Source organism: Chryseobacterium sp. S0630, from assembly GCF_024158915.1.
Lineage (GTDB): Bacteria > Bacteroidota > Bacteroidia > Flavobacteriales > Weeksellaceae > Chryseobacterium.
On the sequence record NZ_JAMZGF010000071.1, the window covers coordinates 1 to 24,678 of the forward strand.

Consider the following 24,678-nt stretch of genomic DNA (forward strand, 5'->3'; position numbering starts at 1 on the left):
AACAAATCAAAATATATAAAAATTATTTACTTTTTAACAAGAAAAACCGCCTCAGTTGTGAGACGGCTTCTTTTTATTTTTAATGTGAAAAAACGCTAATTTTTGATAAGCAGGTTGATAATGTTTGTTAAAAATTAAAAATAAACTAGCCTGTCCCTCTATATTTGTCATCAAAAAATTTGAATGAAAACATGTATTAAAATTATTTCGGTGTTTGGTCTTTTTGTGGTATTAAGTTCTTGTAAAACTAATCCTGTGGAAAATGCTCACAAAAGCGATATGGTTAGAAATACTGAAGAATTACAAAAAAGAGACCAGGCAGAAAAAGATAGAGTTGATGTTACAAGCTCCCAAAACAACTACGGAAAACCCGTTTCAAAATAAGAAAATCGGCTTTGTAAATAAAAAAACTCCTGATGTATTCGGGAGTTTTTTGTATTTTTAATCTAAACAAAACTGATATCATGGAAAAAGAATTTCGAATCAATGAGCCATGCCACGTTGGCAGAGAAAACATGCAGGATATTCCTGGCGGAAGTTTTTGTGATTTTTGCTCAAAGAAAGTCCATGATCTTACGCAGAAAACGGATGAAGAAATCAAAGTATTATTACAATCCAATGAATCTATTTGTGGAAGAATTCAGGCTGGCAGAATATCTTCACCCAGTAAAAAGCCAATCATCAGTTATAGTTTGTCCGATATTCCTTTGAATAAAATTGCCGGAGGAATTTTCCTCTCTGTACTATTCATGTCCAATATCGAGGCACAAAAAACAAAAATGGACACCCTCAAAAGATATGATAATTTGGATGGACTGATTGTCTATGCTGTCAAACCAGTAGATGAACCTCCTTACGGATCAAAAGGATATTATCCTAAAGGTAATATTACCAGGAATCTGAAAATTAAGCTTTTGGGAAATGAAAAAATCTTAACTCAAAATTATTTTATTACCATTCTTACTCCCACCCAAAAATTTAGTTCTGGCTATGAGAATTACCTAAACATTCCTTCTGATAATATAAAATTTAAAAGCATCTTTGTCATTGAAACTACGATAGGTCAGGATGATGAATGGAACAAAAATAAGTATTTCCTTTTTGTTGAAAGCAGACAGATTAAAGATGATTCCTCGGTAACTCTGGATTTGAATAAAGCAAAAGAATTGTATCCCAATCCTAAGAATAATGACTTTCTGTATTTTCTTGATGGTGTGTTGATCTCTAAGGAAGAATATGAAGAAAGTAAAAAGAAAAACAATATCCGGTCTTATTTTCTAACGGAAGCCTATGCGAAAGAACTCTTCGAAGAATATGATGTGGAAAACGGAGTGATCGTATCTTATCGACAATAGTATTTCATATCGTATTAACCATAAAATCTCCCTATTTTTGAGAGATTTTTATTTTAAATGAAACCAAAAGCTTTATTCAACTGGAGCAGCGGAAAAGATTCTGCCCTTGCTCTTTATAAAATACTACAGGAAGACCAGTACGAAGTCAGCACACTGCTTACCAGTATCAATCAGGAATTTCAAAGGATCTCTATGCATGGTGTTCATGTATCGCTTTTAGAAAAACAAGCCGAAAGCCTAGGAATTCCATTAACCAAAATGGAACTTCCCAAAGAACCATCCATGGAAGAATACCAACAGATCATGAGTAAGACAATGACTGAAATTAAGGCTCAGGGCATTACTCATTCAATTTTTGGCGATATCTTTCTTGAAGATCTGAGAAAATACAGGGAAGACCAATTAAACGCTATTGGTATGAATGCAGTATTTCCTCTTTGGAAACAAAATACCTCCAACCTCATCCATGAATTTTTAAGCCTTGGCTTTAAAACTATTGTAACCTGTGTGAACGGTGCTTACCTTGATAAAAGCTTTGCAGGAAGAATTATTGACCAGAAATTCATTGATGACCTTCCTGAAAATGTAGATCCATGCGGAGAAAACGGAGAGTTTCATACTTTTACTTTTGACGGACCGATCTTCAAAAATCCGGTTCAGTTTGAAATTGGGGAGACAGTAAAAAAAACATATCCTAAACCAAAAAATTCTGCTGAAGACGAAGATGGAGAATATGTTTTCTGGTTCAGTGATCTGGTATTAAAATAAGCCTGAGAATATTCTTTCACAGGCTTTTTCAATGTTCTATTTATTCCAGGAGTTATTTCATTCATAAGACTGAAATATTCCACAAAGATTGATTAAATCCACATTAAATTGTTCCGGAACCTCATCCTAGCACGCAATTTGCTTCCCTTACTGCTTTTTAGGATATTTTAGTATCTTTAAGAGTATCAATCATCATTAAAAAATACAACACCTGTGATCAAAAATTTAGTATTCCTTTCCCTTTTCTGTGCTTTGCTTTCATGCAGTACTACTGAAGCACCAAAAATGACGTATGTTGATAAAAAAGCAATTGTTGATTCTACCATCGCGGCTTTTCAGAAAACACTTTTAGAACAACAGATTGATTCTACCTTCAAGAAATACCATTTCAATGGAAGTATTGCTGTTTTTAAAGATTCTATACCTCTTTACAGAAGGGAAAACGGTTATTCAGATTTTAAAAGAAAAACTAAAATTGACAGCAATACCATTTTTGCAATTGGATCTGTAAGCAAACAGTTCACAGCTGTTTTGATCCTGCTTCAGATGGAACAGGGAAAACTGAATGTGACAGATAAAGCTTCAAAATACCTGAAAGAATTTCAGATCAAAGAATATGAAAATATTACAATTCATCAACTGTTAAACCATACTTCGGGTTTGAATCTGATGGGTGGAAAACTGATGTTTAAGAGCGGTTCAGATTTTTTCTATTCCAATGACGGATTTAATACTCTTGGAAAGATTGTGGAAAAAGTCACTGGGAAATCATATGATGAGAATGTATCGGAACTGTTCAAAAAAGCAGGAATGACCCATTCTTCAACAGGAAATATTTTCAAAGGAAATAATTTTGCCAGTGCTTATGTTGGAACACCTGCCAAATTCTCAGAAGTTCCCAATATGCCGAAAAGATTAGGTGGATCAGAAATTGGTACACCAGCTGGTGGAATATTATCTACGATTCAGGATCTTCATTCATGGAATAACGCTCTGTATGGTGGAAAAATTTTAAAACCGGAAACCCTTACATTATTCATGGCAAAAAGTTCAGAAAGACACCATGCTATTTTTGGAAAAATGGGTTATGCTTATGGAATTATGCTTAATATCGGGCAACCCAATTCTTATTTCCACAGCGGTTATATAAAAGGTTCTCCTTCCTTAAACATCTATTATCCGGACACCAAAACGTCTGTGATTATCCTGTCCAATATTGCAGATGAAGAAAGAGGAAAAGGAGTGATCTTCAGACCTCATATTGAAGTGAAAAAGATCACAGACCATCTTGAGAATACGCTTACACAGCTTAGAATAAAACAGTAGTTTTAATGGCAGCTTTTCTATGCTGGCTTCAGGAATTCCTGCATTTTTAGCAGGTTTTTTTTATGTTCAATAAAGTTAAGCACAGCAAAAGCAAGTGCAGTTTGCAATACAAAAGGAAGAATTAAAGTTATCAGAATTCCGACAACATCAGTATAGTTTTGTTGTCTGAAAAACTGGTAAGCATAATCCCCACTCTTCAATGCCACCTGAGTCATAGAAGAGGCACATACAACCATTAATCCAAGATTCTGCTGATACATGGTGTAAAGACATTTTCCTTTGTATTTAAAGTCTGCTTTTATATATTTCCAGATTTTATAATTAAAAATCCATATCAATATTGTTGTCAATACAAATGAACCATTGAGAAGTCTGAAAAATAATTTATACTCCTCCTGATTTCCTGCCATAAAAATTAATAACAGATTAATAACAAATGCCAGAACAGCTATCATCAAAGATTTTTTGAAAATACCTCTGTATTTTTCTCTGATAATTCTTTTGGCAATCAAAGGAATTTTTGTAGGATAAAACAAAAGGTAATTAACCATTTTAAACTCTCTGCTCCATGATTCTTTTACCCTCAAGAAAGCTTCCTCGAAACTGATATTTTCACTGCATTGAATATCCAGAATCTGACTGATCATATGATCTCTGATTTCTACCAAAATATCCAGAGACAGCTCTTGGGCTACCAGATAATCTGTAACTTTATTTTCCTGTGCTTCGGTCATCATATATTGAATATTGTCTGTAAGTTGACTAAATAACTTTTCATCTCAGTTTCTTGCTCTGCCTGTTGTTTTTTTCCTTTTTCAGTCAACAGATAATATTTCCTGTCTCTCCCATTAATCTTCTGAATTTCGGAAGTGATCATTCCATCGCTTTCTAATTTGTGTAGCAATGGATAGAGCGCACCTTCCGTCATTTCAAGTTCACCCAGAGTAAGTTCTTTGGCTCTTTGGGTAATCTGATAACCATACATCTTCACTTCTTTCGAAAGGAGCTTCAAAATAATATTCTGCAAAGTACCTTTATAGAGACTATTCTTTTTCATAGAATGATTTGTATACCTTGCAAACTTATGCATAATTTTCTTATGTATTAAAATTTAATTTAAAAACTTTTAATTTGTCATATGAAAAAAATGTACTTCATTGCCATTTATCCACCTCAGGAAATTATTGAAGAAATAAAAGTGTTTAAACAAGATCTGGCAACCAATTATGCCAATTCCAAGGCTTTGAAAAATGAAGCACATATTACACTTTTTCCTCCTTTTTCAAGAGAAATTGAACTGGAGGATGATATTCATATTGCTTTTCAGAAGATCAATACGGAAATCATACCTTTTGAAGTAGAGCTGGATGGTTTTGGAAGCTTTCCCAATCCTAAAAACCCTGTACTCTATATTCAGCCCAAAGAAAATACTCAATTAACAGAGCTTTATCATAGGGTAAAGGAGTATTTTAATTTTGCCCAATATTCTTTTCACCCGCATATGACTGTGGGATTCAGAGATCTGACCTGGGAAAATTATCTTAAAGCCTGGGAAAAATATGAAACCAAGGAATATAAAACTAAATTCATAGTTGATAGAATTCTCCTCCTCCGTCACGATGGACAATGGGTACCTGTAGCAGAGAAAAAACTGGAAAAATAAAACCGGCTGCTGGAGCCGGTTTCGTTTCATTTATTCTTTGATGATCTTCTGAGAAATAATCAGGTTTTTATTTTCTTTTACATTCAACAGATAAGTACCTGCCGGATAATTTTTAATATCAACCTTTATAGCAGAATCATTCAGTTCAAATCTGGATGGAATAAGCTTTCCTGAAGCATCATAAACTTCAATGTTTATATTTTTTGAAAAAGCCTGTTTCCCTTTAATGAAAAATTCTCCATTTGTTGGGTTCGGATAAATACTAAAACGTCTTTCTTCAGCTTTTACCTCCGAAATTTTAAGTGTAGTTTTGCTCAAAGTCCAGGAAACATTGGTAACATGGAGCGTACTGTGATTATCTACTTTCAAAAGTGGGTTGTTATCTACAACCGAAAGTGTCAGGGTATTATTTCCGTTGTTAAGTTGTCCCGGAGTGATAGTAATGCTACTTCCTGTTTCTCCAAGAGTCGTTCCGTTTAAACTCCAGGAATTAACCAGCGTATTCGGGATGGGAAGGATTTCATTGGCTGTGAAAGTAACATTGGATGTAGCATCCACCGTTGTATTATTAGCCGGAGTATAGGAATCCACAGGAGAAACCAGACTATGGATTCTTTCAATGATTGCCTCTTTACATACAGAACAGAACTGTTGATTAAGATATCTCATTTCGCAACTCTGATGCGGCCTGAACCATGTTGGGCTCTCAGCATGGGCATACACTCCTACTCCATTCAATCCTACCCAGTTTTTCCATTTTATCGTTGCCGGATTAGAATTCTGTGTTTTATTGGGTGATTCCAGCGAACCTGAAAACCAATATTCATCCGCTAATTTACCAAAAGAATGCCCCAGCTCATGCACCACAATTTCATTGGAAGAACCATTAAGTGAAGCAAAAGCATAAGTTCCTCCACAACCACCATATTCTGTAGAATTACCCAGCACGTAAGTAATGTCATAATCCGGGATATTGGCTGCCAGAACCTGTCCTACTTTATTGGTCGTATTACTGTAGATGCAACGGTGAACTCCTACATCAAAAGTAGATCCAAGATAATTATTGGGGTTGGTAACAGGAATTACGGGCTCGGTAACGTCTGTTGCAGTTCCAGGGTGCTTTACTCCTGATTCCGTGGAAATCACTTTTACCGCATAGGCATTAAAGTAATTTTTATATTCTGTATAGGGACTTTTTGTAAAGAGATAATTGACTGTATTCTGAGCCGATGTTGTAAAAGCAGTCTGCTGTGCGGAAGTAAATCCGTCTCCTAAAACTGCAATCACAACACGTTTACTGTTGTCTCCATTCTGTAAAAGAGGAATGGTCTCGAATGTCTGGGCAAAACAACTGCTTCCGATTAAAAGGGATAATAAAGTTTTTTTCATAATTATAGTTTTTGTGTGAATAATACCTGTACTCCATCATCAGTGGCTTTTTCAATCTTTACTGACTGAACATTTTCAGAATAAGAAAACCTGGCACTGAATTCAGTATTTTGAAGGGAAGCTTTATGTCGGGAAATTCCTTCTTTTTCATATACCTCCAATTCAGGATTAAAAGGATCTTTCACAAGCTGTTTACCTACTTCTTTTCCATCAGACCCTGTTAATGTAATCACAAGATCACCCTTACGAACGTCATCTCTTTCAAAAGAAGGTACATGTTTTAGTCTGCCGTCTGCAATTTTAGTACTCTGAAGCGTAATTTTGGCATTCCCTGACTGATCTTTATCCGCCTTGAAAAACAGATAAATAATCCGGTCGTTCTTTTTTGTCATCACCTCCGAAGGTTTACTTTTAGCTGCATTATTTTCCTTCTGAAAGCTACATAGCAGAAAAACAGGAACAATAAGCACATTAAATACGTTTTTCATAATCATTTTTGCTTAAAGTTACTAAAGTTTTAAATAAAAACGAAAATCATTACCAATACTTTTTTATCCTTAAAACATAGAAAGTCATATCTTTGAAGTAATGATTTCAGAGAAAATAATTTTAGGAATTGACCCAGGAACAACGGTAATGGGATTTGGTATTATCTCCGTAAAAAAAGGAAAAATGGAGATGGTCTCTATCCATGAACTGATCTTAAAAAAATATCCTAATCACGAAACTAAGCTTAAGTACATTTTTGAAAGAACCCTGTCTCTTATTGACGAGTTTCATCCTGATGAAGTAGCTCTTGAAGCTCCCTTCTACGGAAAAAATGTACAGAGTATGCTGAAACTTGGGCGTGCTCAGGGCGTTGCCATGGCTGCCAGTCTTTACAGAAACATCCCTATTACGGAATATTCTCCCAAAAAAATTAAAATGGCTATCACCGGAAATGGTAATGCCAGTAAGGAGCAAGTAGCAGGTATGCTTCAAAACCTTCTTAAATTAAAGGAATTCCCTACAAAATATTTAGATGCTTCCGATGGTCTTGCTGTAGCAGTATGTCATCATTTTAATTCAGGAACTATAGCAGATACTAAATCGTATTCCGGATGGGAAAGTTTTTTAAAGCAGAATCCGGATAGATTGAAATAATTTTTGCATTCTCTTTATAAGTTTTCAAAAAAATAAATTTTAACCTTCTTAAAAACAACATTTTTAGCAAATACGCACAATTACTTGGTAAAACATAATACTATCTTTTACATTGGTATGATTTTTAGTACTACCTTTGTATAAATTTTCAGTTATGAAAACAAACCAACAAACTATAAATCAAGGGACTCATAAAATAAACTGGTTCCAAAAGTTTCTGATGGTATGTTCAGGCGGGAACATCCATATTTTAAGAAAGACTCCGAGTGAATGGAATAAGTTTTCCGGCATTGGAGGTATTGTCCTTTTCACTGCAGTATTCGCCACTTTATCTGCAGGCTATGCTATGTATACAGTATTCGATAATATTTGGGTCTCTGTAGGATTTGGAATTCTGTGGGGATTAATGATTTTCAATCTTGACCGCTATATTGTTTCTTCCATCAAAAAAACAGGAACATGGTGGAATCAGATTCTGATGTCTATCCCACGTCTCATCCTTGCAACCTTTCTGGGAATTATCATTTCCAAACCTTTAGAACTTAAAATTTTTGAAAAAGAGGTGAACAAACAATTGAATACCATTATTCAAAGAAATAAAAAGCAGCTACAGGGTGAAATGAATGGCAGGATTCTTCAACAAAGTGGTCCTTTTGAAACAGAAAAGCAGCAAATTTCAGGAAAAATTGCTCAGTACCAGCAATCCTATGACTCTGCTTCTGTAGAGCTTGAAAAAGAAATCCTGGGTAAACAATCGGGATTAACCAGCGGAAAAGAAGGTTATGGCCCAAATGCCAAACGTAAGCAACAACTGAAGGAGCAACGCAGACTGGATCTGGAAAACTACCAGAAGCAGGCAGCTCCCAGACTGGAATATCTGGATAAAGAGATATCCAAGGTATACACTAATCTGGAAACAGAAAGAAAATCTACAGAAACTTTCGAAGATAAGTTCAATGGTTTTGCAGCAAGACTTCAGGCATTGGATGAACTTGGTAAAAATTCGGCGATCATTGGACTTGCAGCCGCTTTTATCATGGGATTGTTTATCTGCCTTGAGATTTCTCCGGTTCTGGTAAAATTAATCTCTCACGTAGGACCCTATGATTATCTTTTAGAAAAAACAGAAAATGATTTCAGGTTGTATTCTAAAGAGAAAATTGAAAAAGGAAATGCTCTCACTGATTTCAGAATTGATGATTTTAAGGATAATCTGAAAAGTTAAAATAATAACGAAATACATCATCCGACCTTAAACATTAGAGAAAAAATCTATAATAAATAATTTTTCAATAAATAAAATCTAACCTTTCGTAATATATCGAAAGGTTTTTCTTTTAATCAAGTATTTTATGTAAAATATTTTTTAATTTTATATTACTTAAAATCCTTGCTATCATGAAAAACTTAATTTTTGCATGTACACTGCTGATAGGCAGTGCATTTGCTCCTGCTCTAAAAGCACAGGCATCAGAACCATTTTTAGGGCAAATAGCCTTTGTACCTTATAATTTTGCTCCAAAATACTGGGCAGAATGTAATGGGCAGCTTCTGCCCATCGCTCAAAACCAAGCACTTTTTTCATTGTTAGGAACCACTTATGGAGGAAATGGGACCACCACATTTGCTTTACCAGACATGAGAGGAAGAGTACTTGTTCATAACGGACAGGCTCCAGGAGGTCCTACTACGTATACCATGGGAGAAACCGGAGGAACCGAAAGTGTAACACTATTGATAACACAAATGCCGGCTCACAATCATACTGTAAATGCTGTAACAGCGGAAGGAAATCAAAGTACTCCAACAAATAATTTACCTGCTGACACAAAAGGTCTTGATAAAGAATATTCCGATACAGCTGCTAACACTGTAATGAAAAACACAATGGTAGGAAATACAGGAGGAAGCCAACCTCATGAAAACAGACCTCCGTTTATTACCTTGAAGTGTATTATTGCATTAGCCGGAGTTTTCCCATCACAAAATTAATAACTATGAAAATTCTTTACTTATTATGTCTGATGGCAGGAAGCACAGCTTTTGCACAGACTATAACTTTTAAAGGATGCATTAATCTGTTTGATGATCAAACTTTTATTTTTAATAAAATCGGGGTTGACACCAATAACAAAAGCATCTATGTAACGACTCCTGTTGACGGAGAGCCATGCAGTGGTCTGGGAACCTGCGAATTTAGAATACAATGGAACAATACTCTTACAAGATGGGAATTTCTTGCTGATGAGGGATATGGTACATTTACAAACCCTAAACTTGTTTATTACAATTCAACAGGCAATAATTCAGTCTCTTTTCCTCCTGGTAACAGTATTGGAACTTGGGTTGAAAACACCGCATTTACAACCGGGCTATGTAATGGAAATCTTACTGCAGGAAATTCTACCATGACTGGTGATGTGCAAACCACTACGCTAGGGACTTCGGAGCTTACGAAAAATAGGATTCAGATCTTCCCTAATCCTGTGACTGATTTCATCAGTATTAAAGGTATCGACGACGGAATGTCAATCCAGATTTATACTATTGACGGACGTCTTGTAAAGTCAGAAATGTTTGATTCTAAGATTGATGTTTCTCAACTTGTTCCCGGAGGATATGTACTGAAAATAAATACCAGAAATTTTCAGACGCATCAATTTAAATTTGTGAAAAAATAAATACTTAAAAAAGAATAAATGATTAAAGCTTTCGAAATTTTCGGAGGCTTTTTTTTGAATCCAATTTTAACATAGAATAAAAAATGTCCCCATGGAAATGAGGACATTTGTATTTATTTAGATGATATTCAATTTATTTGATGATCAACTTAGAAGACTTACTGTCTTTTCCATTAGAAACCTGAATCATATAAACTCCTTTTTCTAATTGCTGGTCTACTTTGAAAACTCCATTTCCTTCTTCAGATACAGATGGGCTTGATACCAATCTTCCTGACATATCAGAAATAGAAACTTTCAGATTCTTACCATTTTTAGCTTTAATGAAGATTTTATCTCCGGTTGCTACCGGGTTAGGATAAACAGTTAAGTCACCATTATCAGCTTTTACTTCACTTGTTCCTAAGTTGGTAACAAATTTTACAGTATAATCTTCAACCTGGCCATACATCAGCTGTCCACAAGGTGTCATATTAGGGTTCTCATCATCTACAAGCACTCTCATTCTTAGAGGAGTATTCAATACTACTGAAGCAGGCGCTGTAATCGTAGTACTGTAAGTACCTATTAAAGTAACCGGATCTGCAGCAATATTATCAACAGAACCTACAAGTTCAGAAGCTTCAAAAGTACCATTATTATTGTAGTCGATCCATATTCTTACATCATTATTTGAATCTGATACATTTACCTGAAGATTATGAGTACCTGTCGCTGAAAGTTCTGTAGATGTAGCTTTCAAGCAGCTTGCACCTGTATAATCTTCATAAAAACTAGCATTATTCTGCCAAAATCCTGTCGTCGCATTATTAATAGCGCCTAATTTCACTAAAGTTGGCCCCACAAAATAATTAGCTGGATTAGTTACTCCGGTTGGATTACATGTTGCAGCAATAGGAGTTCCTATCGCAGCTGCAGCAGAAGGAGCCGTTGCTCCTAATGAAGTACTAAGCGCCCCTCTCATTAAGAAGAAATAAAGAGCAGCTCTGTCATGTTGTCCATTAGTAAACTTAAATGCCGTTGGGTTTGTATAGTTCATCATATTATACTGTACTCCCTGATAGTTTGCTCCTGTACAATAATTCATATCATTGTTGGTAGGTGCAGGATCATTCAGCAAGCTTCTTGATCTTTCTGTATCGCATACCTGATCATCATCTTTATTACAGTCATTATTAGTCATCGCTGGACAGTAGGTCGTAGAAGTAGTCCCTTGTGGCGGCTGAGCATTAGCATTACCAAAAGTATGAAGTAATCCCATACTATGTCCAAACTCGTGCGCCAAAGTAATATCATCCTGTAAAGTAACTACAAAAGATTTCATAAAGGATTCGTAGTTAGCATCGGCATTTTGAGGCAGTCCTGCCCATCCCATGATACCATATGTTCCACCACCATCTACTTTATTCATGATATAGATATTAAAGTAAGATGCCTCGGGCCAGTGTGGTGCAATGGTTTTTACCTGATCCGTGGTAACACCATTTGCTCCACTACGTTTTACTCCATAAGCATCATAACCTGTAAGAGTTCCTCCGTTATATCGAAGAATCCCTGTAGTGGCATTACAGTTAGGATCTCTTTTAGCCAACACCAATTTAATTGGCATTGTAGCAGCATTACCAAAATCTGCAGGAATCCCCTGCGCCCATTGATAAGTACCTGCATACATTTGATTACAATGATCCAACCAAGCCTGAATTTGTGCATCACTCTTATTGTAAGCTGTACCAATAGCGGCACCGGTAGGTGCTATTATGTGTACTACCACAGGAATTTCGTAAACTCCATTTACAATTTTGTATGCACTTCCATTTTTAGCAGCAGTATTTTGATTACCGCTAATAATTTTGTTACGGATATTACGAATCATTTCATCAATTTCCGCATTCTGTTTTTGGTGTACTCTCTGCTCATTATCAAAGTCACACCAATCTTTTTTTTGCTGTGCAGATACTGAAAGGGATAGTAACAAAGCCCCACAAAGGATAGTTTTCTTCATTTCACTAATTTAAAAAATTAAACAATTTACAAATATACTGCCTTTACATCTTAACTCGTGATATTCACAACCAAAACAAGCAATAAATTTAAAATTTATTACAGTTAGTAGAAAAAACTTAACTATTGTTACATTTAAATCAAAAAATAAAATTAACATCAAACCCAATAGAAGTAATTTTATTTATATTATAATTAAAAAAAATAGAAAAATAAAAACGAATCAATAATTTAAAAAACACACAATTGAAAATTAACACCCTATCAACCAAATCATTAAAATAAAATCATAAAATAAAAAAACCGCACAAATTGTGCGGTTTTTCATATTTAAATTCAATTATAATTTTATAAAGAATAATTCGGAGCTTCCTGTGTAATAATTACATCATGCGGGTGAGATTCTTTCAATCCGCTTCCAGTAATCATAACCAATTTTGAGTCTCTTTGAAGGGTTTCAATATCTTTTGCACCACAGTATCCCATTCCGGCTCTTAAACCTCCTGTCAATTGGAAAATAACATCTTCCAGCTTTCCTTTATGTGGAACTCTTCCTTCAATTCCTTCCGGAACGAATTTTTTAGCTTCACTTTGGAAATATCTTTCTTTACCACCTCTCTTCATTGCTGAAAGACTTCCCATTCCCTGGTAAGACTTGAATTTTCTTCCCTGGAAGATAATTTCTTCTCCCGGAGCCTCATCTGTACCTGCTAAAAGTGAACCTAACATTACAGCACCTGCACCACTGGCGATAGCTTTTACAATATCTCCGGAAAGTTTGATCCCTCCGTCGCCAATTACTGCTACATTTTGAGATTTAGCATATTCATAAACGTTATAGATAGCAGATAGCTGAGGAACTCCTACTCCGGCAACTACTCTGGTTGTACAGATAGATCCTGGACCTACTCCTACCTTCAATACGTTTGCTCCTGCTGCAATAAGATCTTTTGCTGCATCTGCTGTTACAATATTCCCTCCCACAATATCAAGGTTAGGATATGCTTTTCTGATTTCTGAAATTTTATCTAAAACTCCTTTAGAATGACCATGTGCAGAATCGATCGCTACGATATCAACTCCTGCCTGTACTAAAGCCTCAATTCTCGTTAATGTATCTTCTCCTACTCCTACTCCTGCTCCTACGATAAGACGACCATTTTCATCTTTATTAGCATTAGGGTACTCCAACTGATTATCAATATCCTTGATAGTAATTAAACCTACAAGTTTGTTATCTTTATCTACGATAGGAAGTTTCTCAACTCTGTTCTTAAGAAGGATTTCTTTTGCCTTTTCAAGATTGGTATCTTTGTCTGAAGTGATCAGATTTTCTTTGGTCATGATCTCTTCTACTTTCATATCAAGATTTTCCTGATATTTTACATCTCTGTTGGTAATAATTCCGATCAGGACATTATCGGGATCTACTACAGGAAGACCGGAAATCTTATATCTTGACATCAGATCTTTAGCTTCACCTAAAGTATGATCTTTAGATAAAGTAACCGGATCAGAGATCATTCCGTTTTCGGAACGTTTTACTCGGTTTACCTGAGCTGCCTGCTCAGCGATTGTCATGTTTTTGTGGATAAATCCTAACCCACCAACTCTTGCTAAAGCAATTGCCAGATCAGCTTCAGTAACAGTGTCCATCGCAGCGGAAACTATCGGAACATTCAGCGTGATTTTGTCGGTAAGTCTTGATTTTAATGAAACCTGGTTAGGTAAAACTTCTGAATAAGAAGGGACTAGAAGAACGTCATCGAAAGTGATGGCTGTCTCTACAATTTTGTTATGAATAGACATCTTTACTTTCTTTGCAAAATTAGGTTATTTTAGTGAGATATGAAAATCCTTTTTGATAGTTTAAATAAAAATTAATAATCAATAACTTAAATCAAAAAACCGTCCTTGTATCAGAACGGTTACGGTACAAAATAATTGAATAAGTTTGAAACTACTTTATTTATATGTTAAATATGAACATTGAAGGTCTAATTATGAGGTTTCCATTTTCATCCAGTTTGAATATTTGAGATGATATGATTATTTATCAGAAACAGAGTTAATCATTTTTGAAATATCATTAGCTGTAAAGCTTCCTTTTATATCTACAAATACCATTTCATTCTTACCGGAACCTACGGTGATCAGCATGTTTTTAATGATCTCTCCGTCCTGTTTTACTCTGATGTTGACATCCTCTCCATCATGTTTTATGCTAGCCCACTCTTCATAATGATTGTTATTCAAAAACTGGGCATAGTCGTTTAGCATTTCCTTACTGCCATTGGTTACAGTAAGGACTTTTATTTTAGAGGCTTTCTTAACCAGATCTATCGTCTCTTCACTTTCTCCTTCTTCTCTCAGGGCTTTCTTAATATAAGATTTAGCTATAACCATAGGCACATTAATACTTGCAAACTGTGCGCCCTTGAAATCATATTTTGAATTCTGAAAAAAATCTATATTCGGCTTTTCTGAGACAATACATGACTGCATCAGCCCGATTGTCAGAATCGTGAGAAAAATGTGTGTAAGAGTTTTCATAGTTTAGTTTTTTATTTGATTTGTCTGAAGCTTCCTCCTGAAATTTTATCTACTTTGGCATCCAGCTCAGGGTTTCCTTTCAGTTTTACATCAGCTCCTGAAGAAACGCTTACTTTTAACTTATCTGTAACGAGTAAGGAAAGACTTGCCCCTGAAGTAGATTCTGCTACAGCTGTAGCGATCTTAAGGTCGTCTGCTTTACACGAAGCACCACTGCTGGTATCTATTACGGCAGAAACCGCTTCTCCTGATAAATGCACACTTGCTCCGCTTGAGGTATCCAAGGCCAGTTTATGTGTTGTAAGCTCAGCGTTCAGAACAGCACCAGAGCTCACTGTAACAGCTGCTGCCTGTCTCGCATTGAAAGTTCCTTTGATAATGGAACCTGATTCCGCATCAATCTCCATGCTATTCCCATTAACAGGATCCACAGCTGTAAAAACACTTCCCGATGACGTTTTTATACTCTGAAGATTAGGAGCAGAAACGTTCACATTCAGATTTTTAAATCTCAGATTTCGAACGCCTTTATTGTCTACATATATTTTTAATACTCCGTTTTCTACCTTGGTAATAACATACTGAAGCTTATCTGCGTCTGCAATTACTTTTACACTTCTGTTATTCTCCTGCTTGAAAGTAACATTTACGCCTACACTGGCATCTATTTTTGAAAACTCACCTACATTTCTGTTGTCACCATTCAGATAAGAAGAAGTATTATCTGAAGTAAGGCTGCTTCTCATAGAACTTGTCATTGTAGAAGTAGTTGTTTCACCGGAATTAATGATCTTATTAACATCTGACAGTTTCATTTTTCCGTTAAGAATAAAAATAATATTCTCTTCTTTGGAATCTACGTTAAAAACCAGATTTTCCAGATAGTTGTCTTTTTCATCTCCGGCAAGGAATTTCATGGAAGTTCCGTCACTGCTCATAGACATCAGCTCATTGAAGTTGAGGGAGTTTAAAGCCTGGTTTATTCTCTCTGTTTTATCTTCATTCATTTTTATATTCGCAAGATTCTCATCTTTTAGGCGATCCGGGAATGTAATTTTAGGAATAATCAGGATCTTAAGCCCCTCTACATCATTCAGGATTGGTTTTATCTTTCCGATATAGGCATCATTAACATCAATGGTGTTCAGCAGTTTGAACATCGGTTTTTTGATGTTGATAGAGGTTACTCTTCCTTTTTTTTCAAAATCCTGAAAAAGCCTGTCTAATTTCTCAGTCTGTGCAGAATACGTTGCAAAGCTGCTTAGCATTATAGCTATTATAAAAAATATTTTTTTCATGAGATTGTTCTGATTTTTAATATTCGCTGTCAAGATTTTCATTTTTCTGGGAAGATGCTACTGTTTTTTTAAATTCACTTCCTAATTTCATAAAGGAATATCTGGTAACATCCAGGGCTTCTTTTTCGCTGCTGATTCTTTTTCCGTTTACAATCACATAAGAATCATTGTAAGCTGCTGCAGAATCGTTCATGTTTCCATTGTTCTGATAGGAAGAATTATCCACATATTTGGGTCTTCTTTCTTTTTTAAGTCTTCCTCTTTTTGGCAGAATTTCATCCAGTACATCTTTTTCTGCTACAGGATTATCCTGAAATACAGAATCTTTTTTCACTCCGGAAATAGAATCTGTATGATTCACGGCAACCTGTTCCTGATGATCACTGTTTTCTTCAATGAATCCGGATTTCTGTTTTAAGATCTCGTCTTTCACCAGTTTTTCTCTGTCCAGGGCATCTGCTGTCCTGGAATTATTATCATTCAGAAATAAGCCGATACCGAAAACCAGCATTACACTGGCGGCCATCCAGAACCATTTGGGAAAAGAAGGTTTCTTTTTTTCGCCCAGTGGGATGATAGGTGCCATATCCTTTTCAGATTCCGCACCTTCTGCAGTCTGAAGAAAGTCTTCAAAACTCCAGTCCATTTTTTCTTCCTTAATTTCCCGGAAGACCTCGTTGTATTTATCTTGTAATTGATCTTTTTTCATAGCTCATCAGTTGTGAGATTTGTTCTTTTACTTTTTGTCTCGCACGCATCAGGTTTACCCTGACTGCATTTTCCTCCATTTCCAGCATTTCAGAAATTTCGGAAACATCATACTCTTCTACATCTTTCAAGTGGATGACCAACTTCTGTTTTTCGGGGAGCTGATTGATAAATCCTATAATATGTTCCTTAAGATTATCAACCTCCATACTGTAAAGCTCCGACCGGTGAAGCTGCATATCCGCAAAGCCGATCTTTACATCATGATGCTTCAGGCGGTTCAGGCATTCGTTCCGGACAGACTTCAGCGCATAGGATTTAAAATTCCCGAATTGCTCAAGCTCATCCCTCTTCTGCCAAAACTTCATCATGAGATCCTGTACCACATCTTCAGCTTCATCACTGCTCATAACAAACCGCTTCGCAAAACGATACATCTCGTCTTTGAGAATAAACACCGTATTCTTGAAAGTTTCTTGGGTCATGAGTTTTGTTTCTTATAGGTAAGACAATTACTATTACTTATCTATTACATCAAAAATAAAAAAACTTCAAAAAAATTGAAGTTTTTTATTATAATTATATTAATACGTATCAAAAATATGTTTCAGAATCGCCTTATCTTCTTCTGTTAAAGCCACTTTTCTTCTCGCCATGGCTCTTTCTGCCACTTCATATACTTTATCCAGTTTGAACCTTTCATCGTCTTTCAATCCGCCCCATGAAAAGTTTTCTACAAGGTTAGGTGGAAAGCCTGGTTTGAAGATATTGGAAGCAACGCCAATTACCGTTCCTGTATTCAATTGGGTATTGATAGCCGTTTTGGAATGATCCCCTACAATCAAGCCCGCAAACTGCAAGCCTGTATCTTCAAACACTTTGGTTCTGTAGTTCCACAGTTTTACATGACTGTAATTATTTTTAAGATTGGAAGAATTGGTATCAGCACCGAAGTTACACCACTCCCCAATCACAGAGTTTCCAATAAAACCCTCGTGTCCTTTACTTGTATATCCGAAAATGATAATATTATTCACTTCACCACCTACTTTACATTGAGGACCGATAGTAGTAGCTCCGTAAATTTTAGATCCAAGATTAAATTTGGAATCTTCTCCTAATGTAATAGGTCCACGCAAATGGCACCCTTCCATTATCTCTGCATTTTTTCCAATATAAATTTTTCCTGTTTTAGTATTCAGAGTGGAAAATTCAATTTCCGCACCTTCTTCAATAAACAGGTCTTTTTTATCTCCTAAGAATCCGTTCGTAGAAGACAGTTCCTGCGAAGTCCTTCCTTTAGTAAGCAGTTCAAAATCAAAATCAATCGCGTGATGGTTATAAGAAAACAGATCTTTCGGTCTTTTGAAGAAAATAAGTTCTTCCTTAATATCCGTCATTTTTTCAATCTGATTCAGAGAAAAACCTTTCATATTGATTTTAGCAGCAATAAGTTCATCTTCATAAACCAATGCTTCCCCTTGCTTAAGATCTTTAATCTGTTGAATTACAGTTTCTGTGGGAAGGAAATTGGGAACTAAAAAAAGACTTTCTTTTTCCTCCGGACTTTTAAATTTATCCTGAAGATACATTTCTGTGAAGTAGGTTACCTCAGTATTTTCAAGAATCTTCTGCCATCTTTCGGAGAAGGTAAGAATTCCGCATCGCATTGCTGCAACCGGGCGTGTAAAAGTAAGCGGAAGAAAGTCTTCCCAATATTGTGCGTCTGAAAATACCAATTGCATCATTCAGTTTTTAAGTTTAAGGTTTCAAGATCAACAAATTTACAATAAAAAAAGTCTTCCAAAAATTGGAAGACTTTAATATTTTAAATGTATAAAAATTACTTAGCGAATTTTTTATACTTGTTCATGAACTTATCAACTCTACCTGCAGTGTCAACTAGTTTTACTTTACCAGTGTAGAAAGGGTGAGAAGTTGAAGAGATTTCCATCTTGATTAGAGGGTACTCTTGTCCTTCGTACTCGATAGTGTCTTTTGTTTCTGCAGTAGACTTGCAAAGAAACACCTCGTCGTTACTCATATCTTTGAAAACAACAAGTCTATAATTTTCTGGGTGGATTCCGTTTTTCATAATACTATTTTTAAAAAAATTAAGTTTGCTTTCGAAATAGTAATGGATATTTCTCTGCTAAATTTTAGGTTGCAAAAATACAACATTTTTTCTAAATTCCAAATACTGAATTCAATATTTTTTTATTGATAAGAAATTCAAAGTATTTTCGTTAAATTTGGAACTTACTTAAACTTTAATTTCAATGAAATTCAAATTATTACTGGCTTTTTCCTTCTGGATGTTACTTGTAGCAGTATCATGTAATAAAGATGACATAACGTTTGACAGTCCTTCCCAGGAACTCCGCTTCTCAAGAGATACGGTATTTTGTGATACGGTATATCACCAGGTACGTTCAGAAACTTATGTTGTAAAAGTATATAATAATGAAGATAAGGATATCATGATCCCAAGAGTGAACCTTGAAAAAGGAGCTGCTTCATTATATAGAATCAATGTAGATGGAAAACCGGGATATGATTTTAAAAATGTTCCTTTAAGAAAGAAAGACAGCCTTTATATTTTTGTTGAAATTGCCCCGGAAGCTACAGGACCGGAAGCCATTGCAGAAGACAAAGTTCTTTTCACAAGCCCTGGCGGACAACAGCATGTCACATTATTTTCTGTAGTTCAGGATGCTGAATTTTTTATTCAGACGCCTGGAAACCCGAATGTAATTACCAGCTCCACCACATGGAATAACAATAAAGCAAAGATCATCTATGGAAATCTGACTATCAATCCAAGTGTAACTCTTGATATCAACGCCGGAACTAAAGTTTACTTCCACAAAAACAGCGGAATGAAAGTTTCTTCGGGAGCGGTTTTAAATATCAACGGTACTCAGGCCAATCAGGTTATTCTTCGTGGCGACAGAAATGATCCTTATTATGATACGATTCCTAAAAACTGGAATTCTATTAAAATGGAAGCCAATTCTACTCTTAAGATGAACCATGCAAGACTTTTCGGAGGAACGAGAGGACTGGATATGAAGCAAACCAATGCTACCATTACCAATTCCTTCATCCACACTTTCTTTGAATATGGAATTTATGCTGTAGGTTCTACCGTGAATGCCAACAACCTTGTGATGAACAACTGCGGTTTATCCTGTGTAGGGATTTTCCTGGGTGGAAAACACAGCTATACTCATGCTACCATTGCAAACTATTCTAAAACAATGAGTTCTTTTGACAGAGCAGGAATTTTTGCCGCCAATGAATGGAAAAATGATGCCGGACAGACACAACAGGGAGCTTTACAGCAGCTTGATATTAAAAACAGTATTGTATATTCTGACAGGGATGATGCTGTTCATTTTGAACAAACCCCGGGACAGCAGTTTGAATTTTTACTTCAAAATTCATTAATAAAATATACCAGTGCAACAGGAGCAGGTTTCACTTTTGATAACAATCCGAATGTGATACAAACGGTGAAAAATGCAGAGCCTCAGTTTGCGAATTACTTTATGGCTAAAATGAATTTAAGAGTAAAACCTGGTTCACCAGCTCTTGGAAAAGGAAATACAGCGGTAGCAGCAACGGTACCTTTTGATATTGTGAATGTATCCAGAACGACCAACCCAACTTTAGGAGCTTATCAATAATGGAAATTACTCAGTTACAGCAGCAGGTAGATGAATGGATCAAAACCATTGGGGTAAGATACTTTAATGAACTTACCAATATGGCGATGCTGACAGAAGAAGTAGGCGAAGTAGCAAGAATCATTGCCAGAAGATATGGTGAACAAAGCGAAAAGGAAAGTGATAAGAATAAAGATCTTGGTGAAGAACTTGCAGATGTGCTTTTTGTAACATTATGTTTAGCCAATCAAACCGGAGTCAATTTACAGGACGCTTTCGACAGAAAAATGAAAATCAAAACAGACCGTGATAAAGACCGGCATCAGAACAACGAAAAATTGAAATAATAATAAATGATGAGTTATAAATAATACATAAATTTGTAACTCATTATTTTTTAAGATAATGTAGATCATAATGAAGCTAGAAAAATCAAAATTAGTAGGTAATAAAACAGTACAGATCAGCGGTTCGAAAAGTATTTCGAATCGTTTATTGATTCTGGAAAGTCTGTTTAACAATATAAAAATCGGGAATTTATCCAATTCTCAGGATACTCAGTTGCTGAAAAAAGCTTTATCTGAGAATACTGAAGTGGTAGATATCCATCACGCGGGAACAGCAATGCGCTTTCTTACTTCTTATTATTCTATTCAGGAAGGAAAAACAACTGTTCTTACCGGTTCCGGAAGAATGAAGGAAAGACCGATCAAAAATCTGGTAACTGCTTTGAGGGATCTTGGAGTAGAGATTGAATATATGGAGAATGAAGGATTTCCTCCTTTAAAAATCACAGGAAGAAAGATCACTCAGACTTCCGTGAATGTTCCTGCCAATATTTCAAGCCAGTTTATCACATCGCTACTTCTTATTGCAGGAAAACTTGAGAACGGATTGGTGATTAATCTGGTAGGTGATGTTACTTCAAGATCTTATATTGAAATGACGCTTGATATCCTGACCAGATTTGGTATCACAAGCACTTTTGAAGGAAATACCATCAAAGTAGAACCTTTCACTCCGGACAACAATACAGAAGTTGTACATTATGAAGTGGAAAGCGACTGGAGCTCGGCTTCTTACTTCTACTCTATCTGCGCATTGGGAAGAAAAACGATTCACCTGAAAAGTTTTTACAAAGCATCCACGCAGGGAGATTCTGCCATTGCCAATATCTACGAAAAGTTCTTCGGGATCAAAACTACATTCTCAGAAGATGAGCATCAGCTAACGCTTGAACCTCAGCCTGATTTTTCTTTCCCGGAAAAAATTGTTCTGGATATGAATGACTGTCCGGATATTGCACAAACCCTTTGTGTAACGGCAGCCGCTTTAAAAATTCCTTTTGAGATTTCCGGATTGGGAACCTTAAGAGTAAAAGAAACCGACAGACTTCTTGCATTATACAATGAGCTTAAAAAGCTGGGAACGGAAACAGAAATCACAGATTTAACCATTCAATCCATCAGTTTTGGAGAACCTGAAGATGATATTTCGATTAAGACCTATCAGGATCACAGAATGGCGATGAGTTTTGCTCCGTTCAGTCTGATTAAGGAACTTAATATTGAAGATGAAGATGTAGTAGAAAAGTCTTATCCAATGTTCTGGAAAGATCTTGAAAGCATACTGACTCATTAATGTCATAAGAATGTGGTAATTTGAAATTGATTTTTTATTTCGGATTACCACATTTTCACATTGAAGCTGTTTAAAGTTATATCTATTAAAACCATTAAGAAGAATTGAAGAAATAAAGTTCAGTTAAGATGAATCATTCTGATTTTTAAGCTTAAAAGCAAAGCTCATCTTAATACTCTCAACACTTTAATACAATCTTAATGTTTCAAAAACAAAAGTTTAAACAAGTTGAATATAATAATGATGAAACCTTTCTTTTCCTTTTTGATTGTCTTAGCTGTTTCAAGCTTATCTGCTCAGAATCTGAAAAACTTTTCAGTTCCGAAAGGATATACTCAGATTGCACAAACCAAAGGTGATCTTGACAAAGATGGAAAAGAGGAAATTGTATTGGTATTTGACACCCATATAAAAGCATCAGACGACCGAAATCTGGAAGGTACTGCTGATTACAAAAGAGTTTTCTATATTCTGAAAAATGACAATGGCGGATTAAAAGTATGGAAGGAAAACTCCAGCATTCTTTTTTCAAGCGGAACCGGATTCTATCCTTCAGACAATACGCTTCAGGTCACCATAAAAAATAACAGTCTTCATATTGGGCAAACGTTCTTTACCAATTCAAGACATACTCAGAAATACAAACATACTTTCAGGTTTCAAAACGGAGATTTTTATCTGATCGGATCTCATGATCATTTTGAAGATACCTGTGATTTCAGCTTCACCAATGAAATCAATTTTTCTACAGGCAAAGTTATTATTGACAGAGAATATTCATCCTGTGATGATGATGTCAAAATCCCTGAAAATACTCACAAAGAGTTTACTCACAAACTTCAGAATTTGATCAAAATGAATGATTTTAAAATAGGGGAACATAAGTTCAAGATTCCCGGCTTGAATGAGGATTTTGTTTTTTAAGAGGGAAGATTGATGCTGGATGCTGGAGGTTACTGTTTGACGGTTAATCTATGATAGCAGCTTTTATTGTAAATACTTTCTCTTTAAAATCGGAGTACTCTTTAACTATTAACAACTTCTCCTCTTCCATCCTCCAGCTTCAAGCTTCCTAGCTTTATAGCAACTTAATCATCTCTTAAAGTTAAATTAACTCCTAGTGCTTTGATATATTCTTATTTTTAAGCTACTTTAAAAATAAAAAAACTATGTTCAAACAAAGCATGAAACGTATGACAGCGATCACTCTTGGAGTGGTTACTGCATCTGTCTTTTTTTCCTGTTCCAATGACAGCCTTATGGAAAGAGACTCTAATGAAAACAGTTTAGCTACTTTAGCAAAAACTAATAGTAGAGCTTCTTTAGCACCTATCGAAATGAACAGCTGGATGTCCGGTCTTCAGGATAACATTTCCCTTTCAAAAATCTCAATTCCCGGAACTCATGATTCCGGAGCACGTGTAGATGCCCCTGTTGTATCAGGTACGGCTAAAACTCAAAACCTCAGCATCGCAGAACAACTGAATGCAGGAGTCCGTTTTCTGGATATACGTTGCAGACATATTGATAATGCTTTCACCATTCATCACGGAGCGATTTACCAAAATCTGAATTTTGATGATGTGCTTAATGCATGTTATGCATTCCTTAACAGCCATCCATCAGAAACAATTATCATGTCTGTAAAAGAGGAATATGATGCTTCCAACACCACCAGAAGTTTTGAACAGACTTTTGATTCTTATGTGCAGAAAAATCCTTCTAAATGGGATCTTGGTTCAAATATTCCTACGCTAGGTTCTGTTAGAGGAAAAATCAAATTATTAAGAAGATTCTCTTCAGGAGCAACCAAAGGAATCAATGCTTCACCATGGGCAGATAATACTACTTTTGACATCAACAATTCCGGAGTGCAGTTAAAAGTACAGGATTATTATAAAGTAACTAATAATGACGATAAGTGGAATGGAATTTTCAACCTTCTTAATGAAGCCAAAAATGATACGAATGGTAAGCTTTTCGTGAATTTCACCAGCGGATATAAACCTGGAATCTTCGGTATCCCAAGTATTCCTACGGTATCCAATAATATTAATCCAAGACTTAAAACATTCTTCCAGTCGAATACTCAGGGATCATTCGGTATAATGCCAATTGACTTTGTGAATGCCGAGCTGTCTGAATTAATCGTTAAGACGAATTTCTAAATTATTATTTGTTAGATATACTCAAAGGCTGTCTCTCTTGTTGAGGCAGCCTTTTTGAATTTTATGCTTTTATCTCCCTCAGATGTCTTAGAAATCCTTTAGATTTGCACAGATGTTTGTATATTTTTTCTTTGCTGAGTGGAACGCCTTGCGAACGATTTTAAAGACATGAATAAAAGCTTTGTGAAATCTTTGCGTTGTATTCATAAGTTTTGGCTGAAGCCAATTGACTCACATGCTTTATTCAAACGGACTCCCTTCGGCTAAGCTCAGGATTATAGTGCGTTCCTATTGAATTAATCAGATCAATTATTTA

The 24,678-nt window shown here is 35.6% G+C and carries 26 protein-coding genes; 14 read left to right on the forward strand and 12 right to left on the reverse strand.

From position 1 onward, the window contains the following. Nucleotides 1-183 precede the first annotated feature (183 nt). From NK356_RS21315 to NK356_RS21330, 4 genes are all read left to right on the forward strand, one after another. The gene (locus NK356_RS21315; RefSeq protein ID WP_034692918.1) at nt 184-384 is read left to right on the forward strand and encodes a hypothetical protein; all 201 of its coding nucleotides are present in this window, start codon (nt 184-186) and stop codon (nt 382-384) included. Nucleotides 385-464: 80 nt separating this feature from the next. Continuing rightward, complete coding sequence (locus tag NK356_RS21320; RefSeq protein ID WP_156106387.1) at nt 465-1,355, forward strand: hypothetical protein; 891 nt, start codon at nt 465-467, stop codon at nt 1,353-1,355. Between the two features lie 57 nt (nt 1,356-1,412). Then, entirely contained in the window at nt 1,413-2,123 is a 711-nt protein-coding gene (locus NK356_RS21325) for a diphthine--ammonia ligase (RefSeq protein ID WP_253318003.1), read from the forward strand. Nucleotides 2,124-2,336: 213 nt separating this feature from the next. Next, nucleotides 2,337-3,449, forward strand: a complete 1,113-nt coding sequence (locus NK356_RS21330) for a serine hydrolase domain-containing protein (RefSeq protein WP_034692912.1) — start codon at nt 2,337-2,339, stop codon at nt 3,447-3,449. Between the two features lie 17 nt (nt 3,450-3,466). Here NK356_RS21330 and NK356_RS21335 read toward each other — a convergent pair whose 3' ends face one another. After that, nucleotides 3,467-4,186, reverse strand: a complete 720-nt coding sequence (locus NK356_RS21335; protein WP_156106386.1) for a hypothetical protein — start codon at nt 4,184-4,186, stop codon at nt 3,467-3,469. Further along, on the reverse strand, nt 4,183-4,506 hold the full coding sequence (locus NK356_RS21340; protein WP_253318004.1) for a PadR family transcriptional regulator: 324 nt from the start codon (nt 4,504-4,506) through the stop codon (nt 4,183-4,185). Before NK356_RS21340 ends, NK356_RS21335 begins: the two co-directional genes overlap by 4 nt. A gap of 81 nt (nt 4,507-4,587) precedes the next feature. On the opposite strand from NK356_RS21340, the gene NK356_RS21345 reads away from it, so the two are divergent. Continuing rightward, on the forward strand, nt 4,588-5,112 hold the full coding sequence (locus NK356_RS21345) for a 2'-5' RNA ligase family protein (protein WP_253318005.1): 525 nt from the start codon (nt 4,588-4,590) through the stop codon (nt 5,110-5,112). A 30-nt stretch (nt 5,113-5,142) separates the two neighbouring features. Here NK356_RS21345 and NK356_RS21350 read toward each other — a convergent pair whose 3' ends face one another. Continuing rightward, nucleotides 5,143-6,501, reverse strand: coding sequence for a peptidase M64 domain-containing protein (locus tag NK356_RS21350; RefSeq protein ID WP_034692907.1), 1,359 nt, complete (start codon nt 6,499-6,501; stop codon nt 5,143-5,145). A gap of 2 nt (nt 6,502-6,503) precedes the next feature. After that, a complete protein-coding gene (locus NK356_RS21355) occupies nt 6,504-6,989 on the reverse strand; it encodes a hypothetical protein (protein ID WP_253318006.1) in 486 nt (161 codons plus the stop codon). 100 nt (nt 6,990-7,089) lie between these two features. Between NK356_RS21355 and ruvC the strand changes: the two genes are divergently transcribed. The 4 genes from ruvC (at nt 7,090) to NK356_RS21375 (ending at nt 10,325) form a co-directional block, all read left to right on the forward strand. Continuing rightward, complete coding sequence (ruvC, locus tag NK356_RS21360; RefSeq protein ID WP_034692903.1) at nt 7,090-7,644, forward strand: crossover junction endodeoxyribonuclease RuvC; 555 nt, start codon at nt 7,090-7,092, stop codon at nt 7,642-7,644. Between the two features lie 154 nt (nt 7,645-7,798). After that, nucleotides 7,799-8,869 (forward strand): DUF4407 domain-containing protein, encoded by a 1,071-nt coding sequence (locus NK356_RS21365; RefSeq protein WP_253318007.1) that lies wholly within the window; start codon nt 7,799-7,801, stop codon nt 8,867-8,869. Nucleotides 8,870-9,042: 173 nt separating this feature from the next. Then, nucleotides 9,043-9,636, forward strand: coding sequence for a phage tail protein (locus tag NK356_RS21370; RefSeq protein WP_081906390.1), 594 nt, complete (start codon nt 9,043-9,045; stop codon nt 9,634-9,636). A gap of 5 nt (nt 9,637-9,641) precedes the next feature. Further along, complete coding sequence (locus NK356_RS21375) at nt 9,642-10,325, forward strand: T9SS type A sorting domain-containing protein (protein ID WP_253318008.1); 684 nt, start codon at nt 9,642-9,644, stop codon at nt 10,323-10,325. A gap of 133 nt (nt 10,326-10,458) precedes the next feature. Here the strand turns inward: NK356_RS21375 and NK356_RS21380 are convergent, their stop codons facing one another. From NK356_RS21380 to NK356_RS21415, 8 genes are all read right to left on the reverse strand, one after another. Further along, nucleotides 10,459-12,327, reverse strand: a complete 1,869-nt coding sequence (locus tag NK356_RS21380; protein ID WP_034692898.1) for a GEVED domain-containing protein — start codon at nt 12,325-12,327, stop codon at nt 10,459-10,461. A gap of 347 nt (nt 12,328-12,674) precedes the next feature. Further along, on the reverse strand, nt 12,675-14,135 hold the full coding sequence (gene guaB / locus NK356_RS21385; RefSeq protein WP_034692896.1) for an IMP dehydrogenase: 1,461 nt from the start codon (nt 14,133-14,135) through the stop codon (nt 12,675-12,677). Between the two features lie 240 nt (nt 14,136-14,375). Beyond that, on the reverse strand, nt 14,376-14,879 hold the full coding sequence (locus tag NK356_RS21390; protein WP_253318009.1) for a DUF4252 domain-containing protein: 504 nt from the start codon (nt 14,877-14,879) through the stop codon (nt 14,376-14,378). Nucleotides 14,880-14,890: 11 nt separating this feature from the next. Next, nucleotides 14,891-16,177, reverse strand: coding sequence for a DUF4252 domain-containing protein (locus NK356_RS21395; RefSeq protein ID WP_253318010.1), 1,287 nt, complete (start codon nt 16,175-16,177; stop codon nt 14,891-14,893). 16 nt (nt 16,178-16,193) lie between these two features. After that, entirely contained in the window at nt 16,194-16,886 is a 693-nt protein-coding gene (locus tag NK356_RS21400; RefSeq protein ID WP_253318011.1) for a hypothetical protein, read from the reverse strand. Further along, a complete protein-coding gene (locus NK356_RS21405; protein ID WP_253318012.1) occupies nt 16,861-17,370 on the reverse strand; it encodes an RNA polymerase sigma factor in 510 nt (169 codons plus the stop codon). The genes NK356_RS21400 and NK356_RS21405 overlap by 26 nt, the downstream gene beginning before the upstream one ends. A gap of 99 nt (nt 17,371-17,469) precedes the next feature. Continuing rightward, complete coding sequence (locus NK356_RS21410; protein ID WP_185103638.1) at nt 17,470-18,630, reverse strand: GlmU family protein; 1,161 nt, start codon at nt 18,628-18,630, stop codon at nt 17,470-17,472. A gap of 98 nt (nt 18,631-18,728) precedes the next feature. After that, complete coding sequence (locus NK356_RS21415; RefSeq protein ID WP_002976190.1) at nt 18,729-18,980, reverse strand: type B 50S ribosomal protein L31; 252 nt, start codon at nt 18,978-18,980, stop codon at nt 18,729-18,731. A gap of 184 nt (nt 18,981-19,164) precedes the next feature. Here NK356_RS21415 and NK356_RS21420 point away from each other — a divergent pair, with 184 nt between their 5' ends. The 5 genes from NK356_RS21420 to NK356_RS21440 all read left to right on the forward strand — a co-directional run bounded on the left by NK356_RS21420 (nt 19,165) and on the right by NK356_RS21440 (nt 24,362). Then, the gene (locus NK356_RS21420) at nt 19,165-20,574 is read left to right on the forward strand and encodes a hypothetical protein (RefSeq protein WP_253318013.1); all 1,410 of its coding nucleotides are present in this window, start codon (nt 19,165-19,167) and stop codon (nt 20,572-20,574) included. Further along, entirely contained in the window at nt 20,574-20,900 is a 327-nt protein-coding gene (locus tag NK356_RS21425; RefSeq protein WP_034692883.1) for a nucleotide pyrophosphohydrolase, read from the forward strand. Before NK356_RS21420 ends, NK356_RS21425 begins: the two co-directional genes overlap by 1 nt. A 70-nt stretch (nt 20,901-20,970) precedes the next feature. Next, nucleotides 20,971-22,194 (forward strand): 3-phosphoshikimate 1-carboxyvinyltransferase, encoded by a 1,224-nt coding sequence (locus NK356_RS21430; RefSeq protein WP_253318014.1) that lies wholly within the window; start codon nt 20,971-20,973, stop codon nt 22,192-22,194. A 240-nt stretch (nt 22,195-22,434) separates the two neighbouring features. After that, nucleotides 22,435-23,118, forward strand: a complete 684-nt coding sequence (locus NK356_RS21435) for a hypothetical protein (RefSeq protein ID WP_253318015.1) — start codon at nt 22,435-22,437, stop codon at nt 23,116-23,118. 260 nt (nt 23,119-23,378) lie between these two features. Continuing rightward, nucleotides 23,379-24,362: a phosphatidylinositol-specific phospholipase C gene (locus NK356_RS21440; RefSeq protein ID WP_034693225.1), complete on the forward strand. Its 984-nt coding sequence runs from the start codon at nt 23,379-23,381 to the stop codon at nt 24,360-24,362. Nucleotides 24,363-24,678: the final 316 nt, after the last annotated feature.

Excerpts from the sequence above, each read along its gene's own strand:
- NK356_RS21390 (WP_253318009.1), bottom strand. The coding sequence starts at position 14,879 with ATGAAAACTCTTACACACATTTTTCTCACGATTCTGACAATCGGGCTG.
- NK356_RS21405 (WP_253318012.1), bottom strand. The coding sequence starts at position 17,370 with ATGACCCAAGAAACTTTCAAGAATACGGTGTTTATTCTCAAAGACGAG.
- NK356_RS21345 (WP_253318005.1), top strand. The coding sequence starts at position 4,588 with ATGAAAAAAATGTACTTCATTGCCATTTATCCACCTCAGGAAATTATT.
- NK356_RS21315 (WP_034692918.1), top strand. The coding sequence starts at position 184 with ATGAAAACATGTATTAAAATTATTTCGGTGTTTGGTCTTTTTGTGGTA.
- NK356_RS21415 (WP_002976190.1), bottom strand. The coding sequence starts at position 18,980 with ATGAAAAACGGAATCCACCCAGAAAATTATAGACTTGTTGTTTTCAAA.
- NK356_RS21355 (WP_253318006.1), bottom strand. The coding sequence starts at position 6,989 with ATGAAAAACGTATTTAATGTGCTTATTGTTCCTGTTTTTCTGCTATGT.
- NK356_RS21380 (WP_034692898.1), bottom strand. The coding sequence starts at position 12,327 with ATGAAGAAAACTATCCTTTGTGGGGCTTTGTTACTATCCCTTTCAGTA.
- NK356_RS21430 (WP_253318014.1), top strand. The coding sequence starts at position 20,971 with ATGAAGCTAGAAAAATCAAAATTAGTAGGTAATAAAACAGTACAGATC.
- NK356_RS21350 (WP_034692907.1), bottom strand. The coding sequence starts at position 6,501 with ATGAAAAAAACTTTATTATCCCTTTTAATCGGAAGCAGTTGTTTTGCC.
- NK356_RS21400 (WP_253318011.1), bottom strand. The coding sequence starts at position 16,886 with ATGAAAAAAGATCAATTACAAGATAAATACAACGAGGTCTTCCGGGAA.
- NK356_RS21335 (WP_156106386.1), bottom strand. The coding sequence starts at position 4,186 with ATGATGACCGAAGCACAGGAAAATAAAGTTACAGATTATCTGGTAGCC.
- NK356_RS21375 (WP_253318008.1), top strand. The coding sequence starts at position 9,642 with ATGAAAATTCTTTACTTATTATGTCTGATGGCAGGAAGCACAGCTTTT.
- NK356_RS21435 (WP_253318015.1), top strand. The coding sequence starts at position 22,435 with ATGATGAAACCTTTCTTTTCCTTTTTGATTGTCTTAGCTGTTTCAAGC.
- guaB (WP_034692896.1), bottom strand. The coding sequence starts at position 14,135 with ATGTCTATTCATAACAAAATTGTAGAGACAGCCATCACTTTCGATGAC.
- ruvC (WP_034692903.1), top strand. The coding sequence starts at position 7,090 with ATGATTTCAGAGAAAATAATTTTAGGAATTGACCCAGGAACAACGGTA.
- NK356_RS21320 (WP_156106387.1), top strand. The coding sequence starts at position 465 with ATGGAAAAAGAATTTCGAATCAATGAGCCATGCCACGTTGGCAGAGAA.
- NK356_RS21395 (WP_253318010.1), bottom strand. The coding sequence starts at position 16,177 with ATGAAAAAAATATTTTTTATAATAGCTATAATGCTAAGCAGCTTTGCA.
- NK356_RS21440 (WP_034693225.1), top strand. The coding sequence starts at position 23,379 with ATGAAACGTATGACAGCGATCACTCTTGGAGTGGTTACTGCATCTGTC.
- NK356_RS21370 (WP_081906390.1), top strand. The coding sequence starts at position 9,043 with ATGAAAAACTTAATTTTTGCATGTACACTGCTGATAGGCAGTGCATTT.
- NK356_RS21420 (WP_253318013.1), top strand. The coding sequence starts at position 19,165 with ATGAAATTCAAATTATTACTGGCTTTTTCCTTCTGGATGTTACTTGTA.
- NK356_RS21425 (WP_034692883.1), top strand. The coding sequence starts at position 20,574 with ATGGAAATTACTCAGTTACAGCAGCAGGTAGATGAATGGATCAAAACC.
- NK356_RS21365 (WP_253318007.1), top strand. The coding sequence starts at position 7,799 with ATGAAAACAAACCAACAAACTATAAATCAAGGGACTCATAAAATAAAC.
- NK356_RS21325 (WP_253318003.1), top strand. The coding sequence starts at position 1,413 with ATGAAACCAAAAGCTTTATTCAACTGGAGCAGCGGAAAAGATTCTGCC.
- NK356_RS21340 (WP_253318004.1), bottom strand. The coding sequence starts at position 4,506 with ATGAAAAAGAATAGTCTCTATAAAGGTACTTTGCAGAATATTATTTTG.
- NK356_RS21410 (WP_185103638.1), bottom strand. The coding sequence starts at position 18,630 with ATGCAATTGGTATTTTCAGACGCACAATATTGGGAAGACTTTCTTCCG.